This is a genomic window from Geodermatophilus marinus, assembly GCF_003428645.1.
Taxonomy (GTDB): Bacteria; Actinomycetota; Actinomycetes; order Mycobacteriales; family Geodermatophilaceae; genus Geodermatophilus.
In genome coordinates, this window is sequence record NZ_QVQH01000027.1 from 34479 (window position 1) to 53287 (window position 18809).

Below are 18809 nucleotides of genomic sequence, written 5' to 3' on the forward strand. Positions count from 1 at the left end.
GGACCAGACCCTAGGTCAGCCGTCGGTGAGGTCCGCGGAGCGGGCCTCGCGCGCGCCGATGCGGCCGGCGATGTCGGCGAGCAGCTCGGCCGGGACCCGGCTGTCCACGGTCACCGCCATGAGCGCCTCGCCGCCGCGGGTGGAGCGGCTGACCTGCGCCCCGGCGATGTTGACCCGGGCCTCCCCCAGCGCCGCGCCGACGGTGCCCACCACGCCCGGCCGGTCGGTGTAGACGAAGAACAGCAGGTAACCGGTGGGGTCGAGGTCCATGTCGAAGCCGTTGACGCAGACCAGCTTGGGGACCTGGTTCTTGCCGAAGAGCGTCCCGGAGACGGTCACCTCGGTGCCGTCGGCCATCGCGCCGTGCAGCCGGACGAGGTTGCGGTAGTCGGGGCTCTCCAGGTCGCTGGTCATGCCGACCTCGAGGCCGCGCTGCTCGGCGAACAGCGGGGCGTTGACGTAGGTGACCTGCTCCTCGACGACGTCGGAGAACACCCCCTTGAGCGCGGCCAGCTGCACCACCGAGGCGTCGAACTCGGCGATCTTGCCGCGGACGTCGACGGTCAGGGACTGCGCCAGGCCACCGGCCACCGCGGTGAAGACCCGGCCCAGCTTCTCGGCCAGCGGCAGACCCGGCCGCACGTCCTCGGCGACGACGCCGCCCGCCTGCACGTTGACCGCGTCGGGGACGAACTCGCCCTGCAGGGCCAGCCGCACCGAGTGCGCGACCGCGGTGCCGGCCTTGTCCTGGGCCTCGGTCGTGGAGGCGCCCAGGTGGGGGGTGACCACGGTGTTGGGCAGCCCGAACAGCGGGCTGTCGGTGCACGGCTCGGTGGCGAACACGTCGAGGCCGGCCGCCCCGACCTGGCCCGAGCGCAGCGCGTCGGCCAGCGCGGCCTCGTCGACCAGACCACCTCGGGCGGCGTTGACGACGATGACCCCGCGCTTGGTGGTGGCCAGCTCGGCGGCGCCGATCAGCCCGAGGGTCTCCGGGGTCTTCGGCAGGTGGACGGAGATGAAGTCGGCCTCGCGCAGCAGCTCCTCCAGCGACACCATGCGGACGCCGAGCCCGGCCGCGCGCCCGGGTTGGATGTAGGGGTCGTAGGCGATCAGCGTGACGCCGAAGGCGGCCAGCCGCTGGGCCACCAGCTGCCCGATGCGGCCCAGCCCCACGACGCCGACGACCTTGTCGGTGACCTCGACACCCATGAACGCCGAGCGCTTCCACGCGCCCTGGCGCAGCGAGGCGTCCGCGGCCGGGATCTGCCGGGCGGCGGCCAGCAGCAGGGCGACGGCGTGCTCGGCGGCGCTCACGATGTTCGACGTCGGCGCGTTGACCACCATGACGCCGCGCTCGGTGGCCGCCGCGACGTCGACGTTGTCCAGGCCGATGCCGGCGCGGGCGACGACCTTGAGGTTCGGCGCCGCGGCGAGGGCCTCGGCGTCGATCCGGGTCGCGCTGCGGATCATGACCGCGGCCGCGTCGGCCAGCGCGGGCAGGAGCGCCGCGCGGTCGGCGCCGTCCACGTGGCGGATGTCGACGTCCCCGCCGAGCACCTCCAGCACGCTCGGGGCCAGTTTCTCGGCGATCAGGACGACGGGGGCGCTCGTGGTCACGGGACCACAGCCTAGGGCGGGCGCGTGCGGCGCCCGGTGGAGCCCCGGGGCGCACGCTCCGCGCCTGGGCGGCTCCGCGGCGCAACCCCCCGCCGAAGGGTGGGGTGTGCTTGCCGCGGGGGGCGACCTCCCCGATCCTGGCGCGCGCAGAGTCGGCGGAGGGCCGGCGCCTTGCGGAGGGGACCATGAGCAGCAGCGACAACGAGCACGGGTCGAGCGCGAGCGGCCAGCGCGGTCAGCCGTCCTACGGCGAGCAGCCCGGCCAGCCGCAGCAGTACGGCCAGGCCTGGGGCGAGGGTCAGCAGTACGACCAGCCGGGCCAGGACCAGCCGGGCCACGGGCAGCCGGGCTACGGGCAGCAGGGCTACGGCCAGCAGCCGGGCTACGGGCAGCAGGGCTACGGCCAGCAACCGGGCTACGGGCAGCAGTACGGCCAGCAGTACGGCCAGCAGGGCCACGACCAGCCCGGCTACGGGCAGCCGTACGCCCAGCAGTACGGCCAGGGGTACGAGCAGGGGTACGGCCAGCAGCCCGCCTACGGCCAGTACGGCCGGTCGGGCGCCCCGGCCAAGCCGGGCGGCGTCGTCACCGCCGCGGTGCTCGGGTTCGTCTTCGGGGCGATCGGCGCGCTGTTCAGCCTGGTGTTCATCTTCGCCGGCGCGGTGTTCGGCAGCGCCGGTGACGACTTCGAGGCGGAGCTGCCGGGGTTCGAGGGCGTCGCGGGCGCGCTGGCCGGGATCGCCCTGGTCATCGGCCTCATCGCCCTGGTGTGGACCGTCGTCATGATCTGGGGGTCGGTGCGCGCGCTGACCGGGCGCAGCCGGGTGATGCTCCTGGTGGGCGGCTCCATCGCCCTGGCCTTCACCGCGATCGGCCTGATCGGCAACCTGTCCGACTCGAGCGCGGCCGGGGCGGGCGGGATCATCACCAGCCTCGTGTTCTTCCTGGCCGCGCTGGCGATCGTCGTCCTGCTCTCGATGAAGCAGGCGGCCGCCTACTTCGCCGCCCACCGCGCCCGCCGCGGCAGCTGAGCACCCGCGCGCCCGACCCGTCACCGGCCGGACGGCCACGACCCCGGAGGAATGCGATGTCCACGCCGAGCGGCCCCGACTTCTCGAAGGACGACCGCCCGCCCCGGCAGCCCGGGTGGGACCCCGTCCCGGTGCGGCGGCCGGGGGTCGTCACCGGTGCGGCCGTCGTCGGCATCGTCTGGGGCGGCCTGGGCACCCTGTTCGGCCTCCTCGCGCTGAGCGTGGCGTTCGAACTGGGCGCGCTCGTCGGCCTGGTCGTGCTGCTGTCGGTCGCCCTCTCCGTCGGTCTGCTGATCGGCGGCATCCGGGTGGTACGGGGTGAGTCGCCGAGGCTGCTGCTGGTGATCAGCTACGTGGCGATCGGCATCAACCTGCTGTCGCTGGTCGTCGCGCTGATGTCCGACGGTGGGTCGGCCGCCAACGGCCTGCTCGGCTTCGTCCTGCCCGGCATCGTGGTCGCGCTGCTGCTGCAGCCGGCGGCCCGGCAGTACTACGCGGCCCGCGGCATCAGCTACTGACGCACTCCCCGTGACCCCCGCCGCCCCGGCCGCGGGGGTCACGGGCGTCCGGGGCCGGGCATCTCCGCCCCGCCGCGCGGTGGCCGGACACCGCCGACGCGGACCGCGCCGGAAAGCCCCCGCAGAGGCCTGCGCCCCCCTACACTCCGTCGCCGGCCGCCAGCCGGGCGGTGACGAACGTGTGGAGGAGCCAGAGATGTCCAGCCCCAGCGGCCCCGATCTGACCAAGGGTGGCGCGACCTCGTCGCAGCCGGCGGGATGGGGTGCCGCACCGCCCCCAGCCGGCCAGCAGCAGGACGGCGGCTCCCCGTACGGTGCCCCGCAGCACGGCGCGCCCCAGTACGGCGCCCCCCAGTACGGCGCCCCCCAGTACGGCGCCCCCCAGTACGGCGCCCCGCAGTACGGCGCACCGCAGCACGGGGCCCAGCCCTACGGCACCCAGGCGCACGGGGCCCCGCAGGGCGGGTGGAACGGCTCCGCCGGTTACGCCCCGGCCCCGCCGTACGCCGGCCCCGTCCCGTCCGCGAGCCCGATGAGCCCGGTGGACGCCGTGCGCACCGTGCTCGCCAAGTACGCCGACTTCTCGGGCCGCGCGCGGCGGGCGGAGTACTGGTGGTTCGTCCTCGCCTACGCCGTCGCCTCGATCGTCGCGTCGATCATCGACGCGGTGCTCGGGTTCCCGCTCCTGGCGCTGGTGCTGGGCCTCGGCCTCCTCGTGCCGAGCCTGGCGGCCGCCGTCCGCCGTCTGCACGACACCGGCAGGTCCGGCTGGTGGCTGCTGATCGGCCTGATCCCCTTCGGGGGGATCGTCGTGATCGTCTTCCTGGCGACGGAGGGCCAGCCCGGCCCCAACCGGTACGGCCCGTCGCCGAAGCACGCGGCGAGCAGCTGGGGCCCCGGCGCCTACTGAACCGGAGCCCGGACGACGAACGGGCCCCCCACCTCGCGAGGTGGGGGGCCCGTTCGCGTCCCGTGGCCGCGATCACGAAGTCCGGGAGCCGACACGCGGGGTCGTCGCGGCGTGCCGTTCCCCGGACATCATGATCGCGAGGCCGATCGCGAGGCCGATCGCGAGGCCGATCGCGAGGCCGGGAGCGAGGCCCGGGGCGGGGGTCCTCCTAGCCGCGGGCCGCGGTGCCGGTGTAGTCGTCGGAGGCCGACACCCAGCTCATCAGGCCCCGCAGCTTGCGCCCCGTCTCCTCGATCGGGTGCGCCTCGGCCTCGGCGCGACGGCGCCTGAAGTCCGGCGCACCGGCGTCCTGGTCGGCGATGAAGCCGGCGGCCCACGAGCCGTCCTTGATCGCGGCCAGGACCTCCTTCATCGACTCCTTGACCCGGGCGTCGATGACCTTCGGGCCCGAGGTGTAGTCGCCGTACTCGGCGGTGTCGGACACCGACCAGCGCTGCTTGGCGATGCCGCCCTCGTACATCAGGTCGACGATCAGCTTGAGCTCGTGCAGGCACTCGAAGTAGGCGACCTCGGGCTGGTAGCCGGCCTCGGTGAGGGTCTCGAAGCCCGCGGTGATCAGCGCGCTGGCGCCGCCGCAGAGCACGGCCTGCTCGCCGAACAGGTCGGTCTCGGTCTCCTCGGCGAAGGTCGTCCGGATGACCCCGGCCCGGGTGCCCCCGATCGCCTTGGCGTAGGACAGCGCCAGCTGGAGGGCCTGCCCGCTGGCGTCCTGCTCGACGGCGACGAGGCAGGGCACGCCCTTGCCGTTCTCGAACTCGCGGCGCACGAGGTGGCCGGGGCCCTTGGGGGCGACCATGGCGACGTCCACGCCGGTCGGGGGCTTGATGTAGCCGAACCGGATGTTGAAGCCGTGGCCGAAGAACAGCGCGTCGCCGTCCTGCAGGTTGGGCTCGACCGACTCCTTGTACAGGTTCCGCTGCACGTGGTCGGGCGCCAGGATCATCACCAGGTCGGCCTCGGCGGCGGCCTCGGCGGGGGTCACGACCCGCAGGCCCTCGGCCTCGGCCTTGGCGCGGCTCTTCGACCCCTCCGGCAGCCCGACGCGGACGTCGACGCCCGAGTCGCGCAGCGACAGCGCGTGCGCGTGCCCCTGGCTGCCGTAGCCCAGGACGGCGACGGTCCGCCCCTGGACGATCGAGAGGTCGGCGTCGTCGTCGTAGAAGATCTCGGCGGCCATGCGGTGGTGCTCCTTCTGCGGTTGGTGTGCGTGCGGCCCCGTCCGAGGTCCCGCCCCGAGCCTGCGAGGGGTGGGGAGGGCGGGGTCCTTCAGGCGGTGCGGTCGACCGGGCGCAAGGTACCGGCGCCGGCCGTCGACCCGGACATCGACCTCGGCCCCCGCCCGAGGGCGACGGTCCCGGACTGGGCCATCTCCTTGATGCCGAGGGGGGCCAGGATCGCGAGCAGCGCCTGGAGCTTGTCCGGGGTGCCGGTGGCCTCGAGGGTCACCGTGTCGGTGTTGACGTCGACCACCCGGGCGCGGAAGAGCTCGGCGGTCTGCAGGACCTGGGTGCGGTCGGCCATGGGGGCCCGCACCTTCACCAGCAGCAGCTCCCGCTCGACCGCGGCCGGGGACTCCAGCTCGACGATCTTGATGACCTCGACCAGCTTGTTCAGCTGCTTGGTGATCTGCTCCAGCGGCGCGCTCTCGGCGTCCGCGACGATCGTCATCCGGGACAGGTCGGGGTTCTCGGTGGGCCCGACGGCGAGGGACTCGATGTTGAAGCCGCGGCGGCTGAACAGCGCCGAGACGCGGGCCAGCACGCCGGACTTGTTCTCGACCAGCACCGACAGCGTGTGACGGGTCATGTGCCCTTAGTTCCTTTCAGGGCCGATCGGCCCGGCGTGGCCCCGTCCGGGGTCCCGCCCCGAGCCTGCGAGGGGTGGGGGGAACGGGGGTCCTTCAACGGAGCGAGTGGTGGGGGGCGGCCCCCGTCCGGGGCCCCGCGCCGAGCGGAGCGAGGCGTGGGGGGAACGGGGGTCCTTCAACGGAGCGAGTGGTGGGGGGCGGCCCCCGTCCAGGGCCCCGCGCCGAGCGGAGCGAGGGGTGGGGGGAACGGGGGTCCTTCACCTACACCTGGCCCTCGCCGAAGACCGGGCGGATCCCCCGCGCGGCCAGGATGTCGTCGTTGCTGGCACCCGCGGCGACCATCGGCCAGACCTGGGCGTCGTGCCCGACGACGAAGTCGACGACCACCGGGGCGTCGTCGATCGCCATGGCCTTCTCGATCACCGCGTCGACGTCGTCCTTGCTCTCGCAGCGCAGGCCGACGCAGCCCAACGCCTCGGCCAGCGCCACGAAGTCCGGGATGCGCACGGGCTTGGGCTTCCCGTCCTCGCCCACCGGGTGCAGCTTGGTGTTGGAGTAGCGGCCCTCGTAGAAGAGGGTCTGCCACTGCCGGACCATCCCGAGGTTGCCGTTGTTGATGACGGCGACCTTGACCGGGATGCCCTCGATGGCGCAGGTGGCCAGCTCCTGGTTCGTCATCTGGAAGCAGCCGTCGCCGTCGATCGCCCAGACGGTGGTGTCGGGGCAGCCGTACTTGGCCCCCATGGCGGCCGGGACGGCGTAGCCCATCGTCCCGAGGCCGCCGCTGTTGAGCCACGTGCCGGGCTTCTCGTAGGAGATGAACTGCGCGGCCCACATCTGGTGCTGGCCCACGCCGGCGGTGTAGATGGCGTCCGGGCCGGCGATCGCGCCGAGCCGCTCGATGACGTACTGCGGCGACAGGGTGCCGTCCTCGGGCCAGTCGTAGCCCAGCGGGTAGCGCTCCCGCCAGCTGTCCAGCTGGGTCCACCACGCGGCGAGGTCCGGGGTGCGGCCGGCCTCGTGCTCGGCGCGCAGGGCCACGACGAGCTCGGCGATGGTCTCGCGGGCGTCGCCGACGATCGGGACGTCGGCCTTGCGGTTCTTGCCGATCTCGGCCGGGTCGATGTCGGCGTGGATGACCTGCGCCTCGGGTGCGAAGGAGGACAGCCGGCCGGTGACCCGGTCGTCGAAGCGGGCACCGAGGGCGACGAGGACGTCGGCCTTCTGCAGCGCGGTCACCGCGGCCACCGTGCCGTGCATGCCGGGCATGCCCAGGTGCTGCGGGTCGCTGTCGGGGAAGGCGCCGCGGGCCATGAGCGTGGTGACCACGGGGGCGCCGGTGAGCCGGGCGAGCTCGGCGAGCTCCTCGGTGGCCGAGGCCTTGAGCACGCCGCCGCCGACGTAGAGCACCGGGCGGCGGGCCGCGGCGATCAGCGCGGCGGCCTCGCGGACCTGCTTGCCGTGCGGGCGGGTGGTGGGCCGGTACCCGGGGAGGTCCATCCGCGGCGGCCAGGAGAAGTCCGTGGTGGCCTGCAGCGCGTCCTTGGAGATGTCGACCAGGACCGGGCCGGGGCGGCCGGTGGCGGCCAGGTGGAACGCCTCGGCGATCCGCTGCGGGATCTCGTCGGCGGAGGTGACCAGGAAGTTGTGCTTGGTGATCGGCATCGTGATGCCGCGGATGTCGGCCTCCTGGAAGGCGTCGGTGCCGATCGAGGCGCTGGGCACCTGGCCGGTGATGGCCACGACGGGCACCGAGTCCATGTGCGCGTCGGCCAGGGGGGTGACCAGGTTGGTCGCGCCCGGGCCGGAGGTGGCCATGCAGACCCCGACCCGCCCGGTGGCCTGGGCGTACCCGGTGGCCGCGTGCCCGGCACCCTGCTCGTGCCGGACCAGCACGTGCCGCACCGTGGAATCGAACAGCGGGTCGTAGGCCGGCAGGATCGCCCCGCCCGGGATGCCGAACACCACCTCGACACCCACGGCCTCGAGCGCGCGGACCAGGCTCTGCGCGCCGGTGATGCCGGTGGCCGGCTCGGCGGCGGCCGCGGCGAGCGAGCGGGCGGTCGTCTCGACCCCCGTCAGCGCGGCGGCGGCCTCTCGGGTGGCGGACTCGCCCGGGGTGCTGCTGTTCATGTCGACGTCTCCTGTGCCCTTCGAGGGGCCGTCGTCCTGGTCCCCCCGTGAGGGGCCGTCGGGGTGGGGCGGCGGTGTGCGGCTCGGCTGCCTGCGGGCGCGGGCTCTGATCCGTCCGCCCGGGGGTGCACGGGGCCCGCAAACGAAAAACCCCTCGTGCCGCTGGCACAGAGGGGTGGCGCGCGTCGGTCGGGTCGACCGGCGCGCTAGGCGATTACGAGGAGGGGGCAGGCCGGGCGCACGGGACCACTGTGCGCCCGGCGCGCCCGGACGTCAACCACCGCGTCCCACCAGGTGGACCGTCGGGTCCTCGTGGATGGGACGAACCTCGGGCCCGGGGGCGGCCCCGCCGGGGACGGCGGGGTCGAGGAGGGTCGCGTCGAACCCGTCGAGCAGCGCGGGCAGCTCCTCGGCCGGCACCGGCCGGGCCAGCAGCCAGCCCTGCAGGAAGCGGCAGTCCAGCGCCCGGAGGGCGGCCAGCTGGCCCGCCGTCTCGACGCCCTCGGCGACGACGTCCATGCCGAGGGTCCGGCCGAGGTCCACCACGCCGGCGACCAGCGCGCGGGTGCGCGGGTCGTCCTCGATGTGCGCGACGAACGCCCGGTCCATCTTGAGGACGTCGACCGGCACCCGGGCCAGCCGGGCCAGGGTCGAGTACCCCTTGCCGAAGTCGTCGAGGGACAGGACGCAGCCCAGCTCCCGCAGCGCCGCGATGTCACCGTCGGTGCGGTCGTCCCCGCCCATGAGCGCCGACTCGGTGATCTCCAGCATGAGCCGGTGCGGCGGCATCCCGGAGGCGGCGAGCGCGTGCGCCACGTCGGCGACCAGGCACCCGGCCTGCAGGTGCCGGACGGAGACGTTCACACCGAGCTGGAGGTCCTGGCCGGCCGCCAGCAGCGGGGCCATCGCCGCGGTCGCCGCGCCGAGCACCCAGCGCTCGAGGGCCACCACCAGGCCGTCGTCCTCGGCGAGCGAGACCAGCTCGTCGGCCGGCACGGCCCCCAGCACCGGGTGCTCCCAGCGCACCAGGGCCTCCACGCCCAGCACCCGGCGCTCGTGCACGCCGACGACGGGCTGGAACGCCAGCCCCAGCCGGCCCTCCTCGATCGCGCCGGGGAGGTCCTGCGCGAGCCGGGCGCGGCGGGAGACCGCGCGGTCCAGGGCCTCGCCCGAGGTCCGCATGCAGTTCTTGCCCGCGGCCTTGGCGGTGCGCAGGGCCAGGTCGGCCCGCCGCACGGCCTCGGTGGGGTCGTCGCCGGGGAGGATCTCGGCCAGCCCGACGCTGCCCGAGACGGCGAACACCGGCCCCGGCTGCCGGCTGCCGTCCGGCGCGGCCGGCCGGTGCGCCTGGTCCAGCACGAGCACCAGCCGCTCGGCCAGACCGGCGGCCTCCTCGCGGTCCGCCGGGACCAGCAGGGCGAACTCGTCGCCGCCCAGCCGGGCCACGACGTCGTCCTCCCGCGCCGCGGAGCGCAGCTGGTCGGCGACCGTGGCGAGCAGCCGGTCCCCCGCGTCGTGCCCGGCCACGTCGTTGACGGCCTTGAAGCCGTCGAGGTCCACCAGCAGCAGGCACCCGGGGTCGGGCCGGAGCACGGCCTCCTCCAGGGCGGCCATGAAGCGGGCCCGGTTGGGCAGGCCGGTGAGGAAGTCGGTGAAGGCCAGCCGCTCGAGCTCCCGCTGCGTGCTGCGCCGGTCGCTGACGTCGCGCAGGTGCAGCACCACGCCGTCGCCGCGGCCGGCACGGGCAGCGCCGGAGACCTCCAGGTCCCGCCAGTGGCCGGAGCGGGAGCGCAGCCGGACCGCCGCGGGCAGCCCGGGCACCGGCGCGCCGGCGGCGACCGCCGCCCGGACGCGGCGGACCAGCCCCCGGTCGTCGGGGTGCAGCAGGGCCTCCAGCGCGCGGGCGGCGAGGTCGGGCTCGGTCCAGCCGAGCTGGTCCTCGACGGGCCCGGAGACCCAGCCCACCCGGCCACCGTCGTCGAGGACGACCGTGACCGCGTCGCCGCTGTGCAGCAGCGCCCGGAAGTAGCTCTCGGTGCGCTGCAGCCGCCGGGTCACCCGCCGGTTGTCCGCCGCCCACAGGGCGGCGCGCCACGCGGAGAGGACGACGAGGAGCGCCGCGGCGCCGGCCTCGTGCGGCGCCGGCGGCCGGCCGGCGAGCGCGTGCAGGACCACCAGCAGCAGGGCCGCGTGGGCCAGGCCCGTCGCCACGACCACGCCCCGGAGCGGCACGGCGACGTCGCGACCCACGGCCGGTGGCCGCGGGGGGTCGGCGGCGGCGCCGGCCACCGTGGCGGCGAGCACGGCCAGCCACAGGACGGCGGGCAGGCCGGTCGGCGCGGCGCCGGCCGCGGCCAGCAGGTCGGCGGTCGCGGCAGCGGCCATCGCGGTGCAGGCGGCCAGCACCCAGCCGGCCGCGCGGCGGCGGGGCGGGGCGACCGCGGTGACCGCGACCACGCCCACCCCGCAGAGCACCGCACCGAGCAGCGGGTAGGCGGCGACCAGGCCGCGGGGCAGCCCGTCGACCGCGGCGAGGACGTCGGCGAGCATGAGGGAGCCGGCCAGCACCACGGCGACGGTGAGCACCGCGCCGTCGAGGGCGACCCGCGACCCCAGCCCGCGCCGCCGCCGCGGGAGCAGCAGGGCCACGGCCACCACCGGGACCGGGACGCCGGCCAGCGCGAGCAGGGCGCCGGGCTCCACCGGGCCCCCGGCCGCGGCCAGGACCTGACCGCCGGCCAGGAGGACCGCGCCCAGCGCCATGAACCGCCACGGCAATCCGCGGCGGCCGGGCAGGCGGGCACCGGTGCGGTCGAGCGCCGCCGCGGCGGCGAGCCCACCCGCCGCCACGCAGAGCGGGACCAGCCGGGAGGCGGGGGCGATGGCGGCGAGCAGCGCGGCGGCGAGCGCCAGGACCCCGAGCAGGACGGGCACCGCGGTGGTACCCCGCGGCCGGGTCGGGGCGCCCGTCACCGCGACCCGACCAGGCCGGGCCACAGCACGCCGGCCCCCGTGTCGAGCAGCGCGGCCAGGGCGGTCGCGGTCATGGGCCGGGCCAGCAGGAAGCCCTGGGCGAAGCCGCAGCCGAGCGCCTGGAGGGTGGCCAGCTGCGCGGGGGTCTCCACGCCCTCGGCCACCACGTCGAGGCCCAGGGCGCGGCCGATGGCCACGACCGACTCGCACAGCGCGCGGGCCTTCCGGTCGCGGTCGACGCGGGAGACGAAGGACCGGTCGAGCTTGAGCACGTCGATGGGCAGCCGGGTGAGGTGGGCCAGCGACGACTGCCCGGTGCCGAAGTCGTCGAGCGCGACGTGCACGCCCATGAGCCGCAGCGCCTCGACGTCCAGCCGCACGTACTCGCCGTCGGCCAGCACGGTCGCCTCGGTGATCTCGAGGATCAGCCGCTCGGGGGCCAGGCCGGTGCAGCGCAGCACCTCCGCGACGTCGCCCACCAGGGTGCGGGCGGCGACGTGCGAGGCCGAGATGTTCACCCCGAGGCGCAGCGGCGGCCCGTTCCCCGCCAGCGCCGTGGCCGCGACGGCGGCCTGGTGCAGCGCCCAGCGCTGGAGGTCACCGATGACGCCGGTGCGCTCGGCGATGGGCACGAACTCGGCCGGCGGCACCTCGCCCAGCTGCGGGTGCTGCCAGCGCAGCAGCGCCTCGACGCCGACCACCCGGTGCTCCTCCAGGGAGACGACCGGCTGGAGCAGCACGGACAGCTCCCCGCGGGTCCAGGCGCCGGGCAGGTCGTCGCGCAGCCGGGCGCGGCGCTCCTCGGCGCTGCTCAGCGCGGGGCGGTACCGGCAGGCGGTGCCCGGACCCGACGCGCCGGCCGCGCGGACGGCGAGCTCCGCGCGGGCGAACAGCTCGGTGACCGACACCTCGGCGTCCAGCTCGACGACGCCCACGCTGGCCCCCAGGTCGAAGACCCCGGCGGCGGTGGGGATGGGCTGCTCCAGGACCGCCAGGCAGCGGTCGGCGAGCAGGTCGACGGTGCGGGCCGGGCCCTCGGAGAGGACGGCGAACGCGCCGCCGCCGACCCGCGCGACCGCGTCGTCCCCGCGCACGGTGGCCCGCAGCCGCCGACCGACCTCGACGAGCACGGTGCTGACCACGTCTCGGCCGGCGTGCTCGCGCACCTCGTCCAGGCCGTGCAGCTCGACCAGCAGGATGCTGGCGCACGTCGGGTGGGCGCCCCGCGCGGCCGCCGCGCGTGCGGCCGCGCTCACCGGCTCGGCCGGCCCCCGCCGACCGGCGGCCCGGGCGTCGCCCACCAACCGCGTCCAGCCGGCCCGGTTGGGCAGGCCGGTGACCGGGTCGGTGAAGGCGACCTGCTCGAGGTCGCGCTCGCGGGCCAGCCGCTCGGTGACGTCGCGGCAGTGCAGCACCACGGCGCCGACGTCGGCGTCACGGGTCAGGTCGGAGACGTTCGCCTCCAGCGCGCGCCACGTGCCGTCGGCCGCCTGCAACCGCAGGACCAGCGGGGTGCCCGTGCCGGCCGCGCCGCCGGGCTGCAGGGCGCGGCCCACCGGCAGGACGTCGTCCGGGTGGACCAGCTCGAGCAGGTCGCGGCCGGTCACCGCTGCTGCGGCCGCACCGAGGGAGGCGGTCAGACCAGGGGCGGCCCAGGTGACGCGCAGGTCGCCGTCCAGGATGAGCACGGCGTCGCCGCTGGAGTTGACCAGGGACCGGAAGTAGGCCTCGCTGCGCCTCAGGAGGGCCGCCAGGGACTGCTCGTCGCGGGTGGTGACCCAGCGGTGCACGACGGCCAGCAGCACGCAGAGCACGGACCCGGCCACGTCGGTGACACCGGGCAGCCGGCCGCCGACCACCGCGGCGGCCGGGACGACGACGGCGACGACCATCGCCACGTGCGGCAGCAGCTGACCGAGCTGCGTCGGGCGGGTCGTACGCCCGGACGGGCGGGCGCCGGGGGCACCGCCCGGGCCGCGGTCGAGCAGCACGGCCGCGCCCAGCGACACCAGGCCCCCGCTGACGAGGAAGCGGCTGACGTCCTCGACCACCCCGGCGTCGTGCAGCCCCGCGGAGGTGGCCAGGGCGCGGCCGGTCGCCAGCAGCCCCGCCCCGCCGAGCAGGGCCAGCGCCATGGGCTGGCGCCGCTCCTCGACGCTGCCCAGGACCACGAGGGCCGCCGCCATGGCGGCGGAGGTGACGAGCACGGCGGCGGCCAGGAGGAGGCCCGTGCCGACGCCGAGGGAGGGCCAGCCGCGCCCGGGGCCGACCACGAGCAGCTGCACGACGACCAGGCAGGCCACCCAGAACAGGGCCAGCTCCACGACCGCGCGCCGGCCGCCGCCGAGCCGCCGGCAGCTGACCAGGGTGAGCAGGCCGGCCACGAAGAGCAGGTAGCCGGGAACGGTGGGCAGCCAGCGCAGGACGACGGCCTGCACCGGGTCGACCGGCTGCGCCACGGCGGCGAGCACGTACCCGGCGACCGGGAACAGCGGCGCGACCGCGATCAGCCGCCAGCCGCGGGCACCGGGCCGGCGCCGCCGGCCGGCCGCCCAGACGACCGCCGCGGTCGCCACCCCCAGCACCGCCACCGCGAGGTCGGCCGCCCGGCCCGTGCCGGGCGTGACCGCCGGCACCGCGCAGGCGAGACCGGCGGGCACGGCGCTGCCGAGGAGCCACCACCTGAGCCTGTCCACACCCCGGGCTTCGGCAGCCCACGGCCCGCGGCACAGCCGGCGGGGGCCGGGGCTCACCCGATGGGGTGGGCGCCCCGCCCCGGCCCCCTTCCAGGGCCCCGCCCCGAGCCTGCGAGGGGTGGGGAGGAAGGGGGCCCTCCCTCAGCCGCAGATGGCGCCCTGCGCGGCCGAGCCGACCAGCTTGGCGTACTTGCCCAGCACCCCGGTGGTGTACCGCGGGGGCAGCGGCTGCCAGGCCTGGCGGCGCCGGTCCAGCTCCGCGGGCTCGACCAGCAGGTCGAGGGTGCGGGCGGCGAGGTCCAGCCGGATCCGGTCGCCGTCCTGCACCAGGGCGATCGGCCCGCCGTCGGTGGCCTCCGGGGCGACGTGGCCCACGCACAGCCCCGTCGTCCCCCCGGAGAACCGGCCGTCGGTCAGGAGCAGCACGTCCTTGCCCAGGCCGGCGCCCTTGATGGCGCCGGTGACGGCCAGCATCTCCCGCATGCCCGGGCCGCCCTTGGGGCCCTCGTAGCGGATGACGACGACGTCCCCGGCCTGCAGCGTGCCGTCGGTGACGGCGTCCATGGCGCCCTGCTCGCCGTCGAAGACGCGCGCTGTTCCCTCGAAGACGTCGGCGTCGAACCCGGCGGACTTCACCACCGCGCCGTCCGGCGACAGCGAGCCGCGCAGGACGGTCAGGCCCCCGGTGCGGTGGATGGGGTCGGCCATCGCGTGGATGATCGCGCCGTCGGGGTCCGGCGGGGCGATCTCGGCCAGGTTCTCGGCCATGGTCTTCCCGGTGACGGTGAGCGCGTCGCCGTGCAGCAGCCCGGCGTCGAGCAGCGCGCGCAGCACCACGGGGACGCCGCCGACGCGGTCGACGTCGGTCATGACGAACCGGCCGAAGGGCTTCACGTCGGCCAGGTGCGGCGTGCGGTCGCCGATGCGGTTGAAGTCCTCGAGGGTGAGGTCGACCCGGGCCTCGTGGGCCATCGCCATGAGGTGCAGGACGGCGTTGGTCGACCCGCCCAGGGCCATGACCACGGTGATCGCGTTCTCGAAGGCCTCCCGGGTCATGATGTGCCGCGCGGTGATCCCCTTGCGCAGCAGGTTGACCACGGCCTCCCCGGAGGCGACCGCGAAGGCGTCGCGCCGGGAGTCCGGGGCCGGCGGTGCGGCGCTGCCGGGCAGGGCCATCCCGAGCGCCTCGGCGACGCTGGCCATCGTGTTGGCGGTGTACATGCCGCCGCAGGAGCCCATCCCGGGGCAGGCGGCCTTCTCGATGGCGTCCAGCTCCTCGCGGCTGATCAGGCCGCGGGCGCAGGCCCCGACGCCCTCGAAGACGTCGATGATCGTGAGGTCGCGGTCGCCGAGCTTCCCGGGCAGCGTGGAGCCGGAGTAGAGGAAGACGCTGGCCAGGTCGAGCCGGGCGGCGGCCATGAGCATCCCCGGCAGGGACTTGTCGCAGCCGGCCAGCAGCACGGTGCCGTCGAGGCGCTCGGCGAACACCACCGTCTCCACCGAGTCGGCGATGACCTCGCGGCTGACGAGGGAGGCGCGCATGCCCTCGTGGCCCATGGAGATGCCGTCGGAGACCGAGATCGTGCCGAACTCGAGCGGGAAGCCGCCGGCGGCGTGCACGCCCTCCTTGGCCCGCTTGGCCAGCCGGTCCAGGGACAGGTTGCAGGGGGTGATCTCGTTCCAGGACGACGCGACGCCGACCTGCGGCTTGTCCCAGTCGTCCTCGCCCATGCCGACCGCGCGCAGCATGGCGCGGGCGGGGGCCCGGGTGATGCCGTCGGTCACCTCGCGGCTGCGGGGCTTGACGTCGGCGGTGCTGGTCCGGGGGTCCTCGACGGTCGTCACTCGTTCTCCTCGCTGGTGCTCGCCGACCTCGCGCCGACGGCCCGTGCTCTCGTCCCTGCGCCGGCCGCGCACGCGCGGCCCACGGCGAGGAGGGTAGGCGCGCCGGACGGCGTCCCCCAGACGCCGGTGATACTGGTACCGACACCACCACCGTCCGGAGGTCGCCCGTGCCCACCCCCGCCCGCCGCGAGCTGGCCGAGTTCCTGCGCTCGCGCCGCCGCCAGGTCGACCCCCGGACGGCCGGGCTGCCCGCCGGGGGCGCCCGCCGGACGCCGGGCCTGCGCCGCGAGGAGGTCGCGCTGCTCTCCGGGGTCAGCCACACCTGGTACACGTGGCTCGAGCAGGGGCGCGACATCCACCCCTCCCGACAGGTGGTCGACGCGCTCGCCCGGACGCTGCGGCTGTCGGTCGCCGAGCACGGGTACGTGCTGCGGCTGGCCGGCCACGACGGCGCCACCCCGGCCGGCGCGGACGACGGCATGCCCGCCCACGTGCAGCGGCTGCTCGACGCCCTCGGCCCCTCCCCCGCGTACGCGATCACCGCCGGGTGGTCGATCGTCGGGTGGAACCGCGCCTACGAGCGGCTCTACCCGGGGGTGGCCGCCGTGGCCCCGGCCGACCGGAACCTGCTGTGGCTGGTCTTCACCGACCCGGCGGTGCGCCGGCTGCTGGCCGACTGGCCGGGTGACAGCCGGCGCTTCCTCACCCAGTTCCGCGCCGAGGTCGGGCCCCGGCTGGCCGACCGGGAGGTCACCGACCTCGTGGCCCGCCTGGAGGCCGCCAGCCCGGACTTCCGCGCCGGGTGGGCCAGCCACGACGTCGACCGGTTCAGCTCCGCCGAGCGGCGCTTCGAGCACCCGGAGGTCGGCACCCTCCTCCTCGAGCACCACCAGGTCACGCCGTCCGACGCCCCGGGCCTGCAGCTGGTCGTCTACACGGCGGCCGAGGGCGGCGACGCGGCGGCCAAGCTCACCGCGCTGGCCGGTGGAGGGGCGCCCCGGGGCTGGGAGACTCGGCAGGCGTGGCCCTCCCCGCCCGACTCCGGATGAGCCGGACCGCCCTGCTGCCCGTCGTCCTCCTCGCCGTCTGCGCCGTCCCGCTGGCCTCCGCCGCGCCCTGGGCCCTCGTCGTCCTGGTCGTCCCGCTGCTGGCCGCCGCCTGGGTGCTCCGGACCGGCGTCGACCTCACCGCCGACGGCCTGACCGTGCGCTCGCTGGCCGGGCACCGGCACGTGCCCTGGGACGAGCTGGCCGGCCTGCGCGTGGGCGACCGGGGTGCGCTATGGGTGGTCACCACGCGGGGCACCCGGATCCGGCTGCCGGTGCTGCGGGTCGGCGACCTGCCGCGGCTGGCCGCGCTGTCGGAGGGGCGCATCCCCGACCCGGCCGCCTGACCTCAGGCGACCAGGGCGGCCTCGCACACGGGCCGGCGGCCCAGCCAGCGGTCGGCGAGCCGGACCGTGAGCACGGGCAGCAGCGGGATCGTGGCGAACACCGCCGCCGACGTCAGGGCGAGGGCGAGCCACTGGAGCGGGCCGAAGCCGCTGGTCGCCCCGATCTCCTCACCGGCGACGCCGACCGCGGGCACGACCAGGAAGAGGGCGCCGGCGACCGGCAGCAGCCACCGCACGCGGCGGGTGGTCACCACCGCGGCGAGCGCGCCGGGCAGCATCACCGCGGCGTAGAGGCCGAGCACGAAGCCCGTCCCCGACCAGGAGAAGCTGCTCTCGTGCCCGGCCGCGACGGTCACCGCCGCCATGGCCGCCCGCGACAGCCCGCCGGCGACCACCCCGGCCACCAGCGCGGCGGCGATCCCGACCCCGATCCTGACCAGCACCTGCACCTGCACACCAGCCTCCCGTCCCGTGCGGCGGCGGACCGTAGCAGCACGGGGGACGCCGCGGAACGGCTCCGCACGCGGGACCGGCCGGCGCTCGGGGCACGGGTCGTCCCGGGGGGCCGCGGAGCCCGACCCCGGGCCGCGCCGCACGTACTGTTGCCGGGGTGAGCCGGCGGTGCGTGCGAGGGGTCTCCCGGGGGGTGGCCGCCGCGCTGCTCGCCGCCCTGCTGGCCGGCTGCGGCTCCGACGGCTACGAGGCGGCCGGCCCGTGGCAGCCGCTGCCCGAGGACCCGCCGCCCCAGGTGGGCCCGCCGGCCGAGACGACGCCGCCCCCGCGGCCCGGCCAGCCCGCCGACCCGAACGCCGAGGACCAGGGCGGGGACCCGAACGTGGTCGCCTCGGGCCTCGTCGTGCCCACCGGCCTCGTGGTGCTGCCCGACGGCACCGCCGTCGTCGGCGAGCGGGAGACCGGCCGGCTGCTGCAGGTCTTCCCCGACCGCTCCCCCGCCCGCGAGCTCATGACCGTGCCCGGCGTCGACACCGCCGGGGACGGCGGGCTGCTCGGGCTGGCGCTGTCACCGACCTTCGACCAGGACGGCCTGTTCTACGCCTACGTCTCGACCGCCACGGACAACCGGGTGGTCCGCTTCCCGATGGGTGGCACGCCCAACCCGGTGCTCACCGGCATCCCGCGCGGGGAGGTGCACAACGGCGGCGGGCTGCTGTTCGCCCCCGACGGCACGCTGTACGTCGGCACCGGGGACGCCGGGGACCCGGCGCTGGCCGGGGACCCCGGCTCCCTGGCCGGGAAGGTGCTGCACGTGGACGTCTTCGGCCGGCCGGTGGGCGGCGACCTGGTCCACAGCTCCGGCCACAGCGACGTCACCGCGCTGTGCCTCGGCGGCGACGAGACGCTGTTCGCCACCGACGAGTTCGCGCAGGGCCCCGACGAGCTCAACGCGGTCCGGCCCGGCACCGACCACGGCTGGCCGACCCCGGGCCCGGACTCCACGGCACCGCTGCTGGAGATCGAGCCGGCCGCCGGCGGCCTGGGCGGCTGCGCCGTCGCCGGCCGCACGGTGTACCTGGGGGCCCTCGACGGCCGGCGGGTGCACGTCGCCCAGCTCGACGGCGGCGGCGCGCCCGACGGCGAGCTCGAGCAGTTCCTCGCCGACCGCTACGGCCGGCTGCGCACCGTCGTCCTGGACGCCGAGGGCGCGCTGTGGATCACCACGTCGAACCGCGACGGGATCGGCAGCCCCGCCGAGGACGACGACAAGGTGCTGCGGATCCTGCCGCCGGGCGGGGCCAGCGACTCCCCGCTGTGACATCGCGGTCCTCCGGACCACCCCCGTCCCCGCTCGTCGGCCCGGCGACCCC

General features: G+C 76.2%; 14 protein-coding genes. 6 read left to right on the plus strand and 8 right to left on the minus strand.

From position 1 onward, the window contains the following. Window positions 1-15: 15 nt before the first annotated feature. Window positions 16-1617 (minus strand): phosphoglycerate dehydrogenase, encoded by a 1602-nt coding sequence (serA, locus tag D0Z06_RS21155; protein ID WP_117379522.1) that lies wholly within the window; start codon window positions 1615-1617, stop codon window positions 16-18. 185 nt (window positions 1618-1802) lie between these two features. On the opposite strand from serA, the gene D0Z06_RS25940 reads away from it, so the two are divergent. The 3 genes from D0Z06_RS25940 to D0Z06_RS26985 all read left to right on the plus strand — a co-directional run bounded on the left by D0Z06_RS25940 (window position 1803) and on the right by D0Z06_RS26985 (window position 4076). Then, window positions 1803-2648: a hypothetical protein gene (locus tag D0Z06_RS25940; RefSeq protein WP_199522460.1), complete on the plus strand. Its 846-nt coding sequence runs from the start codon at window positions 1803-1805 to the stop codon at window positions 2646-2648. A 56-nt stretch (window positions 2649-2704) separates the two neighbouring features. Beyond that, window positions 2705-3166, plus strand: coding sequence for a hypothetical protein (locus D0Z06_RS21165; protein WP_117379523.1), 462 nt, complete (start codon window positions 2705-2707; stop codon window positions 3164-3166). Between the two features lie 196 nt (window positions 3167-3362). Next, window positions 3363-4076: a DUF805 domain-containing protein gene (locus D0Z06_RS26985; protein ID WP_199522461.1), complete on the plus strand. Its 714-nt coding sequence runs from the start codon at window positions 3363-3365 to the stop codon at window positions 4074-4076. 208 nt (window positions 4077-4284) lie between these two features. Here D0Z06_RS26985 and ilvC read toward each other — a convergent pair whose 3' ends face one another. The 6 genes from ilvC to ilvD form a co-directional block, all read right to left on the minus strand. Further along, entirely contained in the window at window positions 4285-5313 is a 1029-nt protein-coding gene (gene ilvC, locus D0Z06_RS21180) for a ketol-acid reductoisomerase (RefSeq protein ID WP_117379526.1), read from the minus strand. An 89-nt stretch (window positions 5314-5402) separates the two neighbouring features. Then, window positions 5403-5942 (minus strand): acetolactate synthase small subunit, encoded by a 540-nt coding sequence (gene ilvN / locus D0Z06_RS21185; protein ID WP_117379527.1) that lies wholly within the window; start codon window positions 5940-5942, stop codon window positions 5403-5405. 262 nt (window positions 5943-6204) lie between these two features. Further along, entirely contained in the window at window positions 6205-8076 is a 1872-nt protein-coding gene (locus D0Z06_RS21190) for an acetolactate synthase large subunit (RefSeq protein ID WP_117379528.1), read from the minus strand. A 273-nt stretch (window positions 8077-8349) separates the two neighbouring features. After that, window positions 8350-11010, minus strand: coding sequence for a putative bifunctional diguanylate cyclase/phosphodiesterase (locus D0Z06_RS21195; protein WP_147332100.1), 2661 nt, complete (start codon window positions 11008-11010; stop codon window positions 8350-8352). Between the two features lie 35 nt (window positions 11011-11045). Next, a complete protein-coding gene (locus D0Z06_RS21200) occupies window positions 11046-13709 on the minus strand; it encodes a putative bifunctional diguanylate cyclase/phosphodiesterase (RefSeq protein ID WP_117379530.1) in 2664 nt (887 codons plus the stop codon). Between the two features lie 177 nt (window positions 13710-13886). Further along, window positions 13887-15590 (minus strand): dihydroxy-acid dehydratase, encoded by a 1704-nt coding sequence (gene ilvD, locus D0Z06_RS21205; protein WP_117379531.1) that lies wholly within the window; start codon window positions 15588-15590, stop codon window positions 13887-13889. A 167-nt stretch (window positions 15591-15757) separates the two neighbouring features. On the opposite strand from ilvD, the gene D0Z06_RS21210 reads away from it, so the two are divergent. Both D0Z06_RS21210 and D0Z06_RS21215 read left to right on the plus strand, forming a co-directional pair. Beyond that, the gene (locus tag D0Z06_RS21210) at window positions 15758-16639 is read left to right on the plus strand and encodes a helix-turn-helix transcriptional regulator (protein WP_117379532.1); all 882 of its coding nucleotides are present in this window, start codon (window positions 15758-15760) and stop codon (window positions 16637-16639) included. Then, window positions 16636-16983, plus strand: coding sequence for a PH domain-containing protein (locus D0Z06_RS21215; RefSeq protein ID WP_117379548.1), 348 nt, complete (start codon window positions 16636-16638; stop codon window positions 16981-16983). Before D0Z06_RS21210 ends, D0Z06_RS21215 begins: the two co-directional genes overlap by 4 nt. Before the next feature lie 2 nt (window positions 16984-16985). On the opposite strand, the gene D0Z06_RS21220 is transcribed toward D0Z06_RS21215, so the two are convergent. Continuing rightward, the gene (locus D0Z06_RS21220; protein WP_117379533.1) at window positions 16986-17438 is read right to left on the minus strand and encodes a hypothetical protein; all 453 of its coding nucleotides are present in this window, start codon (window positions 17436-17438) and stop codon (window positions 16986-16988) included. 170 nt (window positions 17439-17608) lie between these two features. Here D0Z06_RS21220 and D0Z06_RS21225 point away from each other — a divergent pair, with 170 nt between their 5' ends. Continuing rightward, window positions 17609-18757: a PQQ-dependent sugar dehydrogenase gene (locus tag D0Z06_RS21225; RefSeq protein WP_233517868.1), complete on the plus strand. Its 1149-nt coding sequence runs from the start codon at window positions 17609-17611 to the stop codon at window positions 18755-18757. The last annotated feature ends 52 nt before the right edge of the window (window positions 18758-18809 follow it).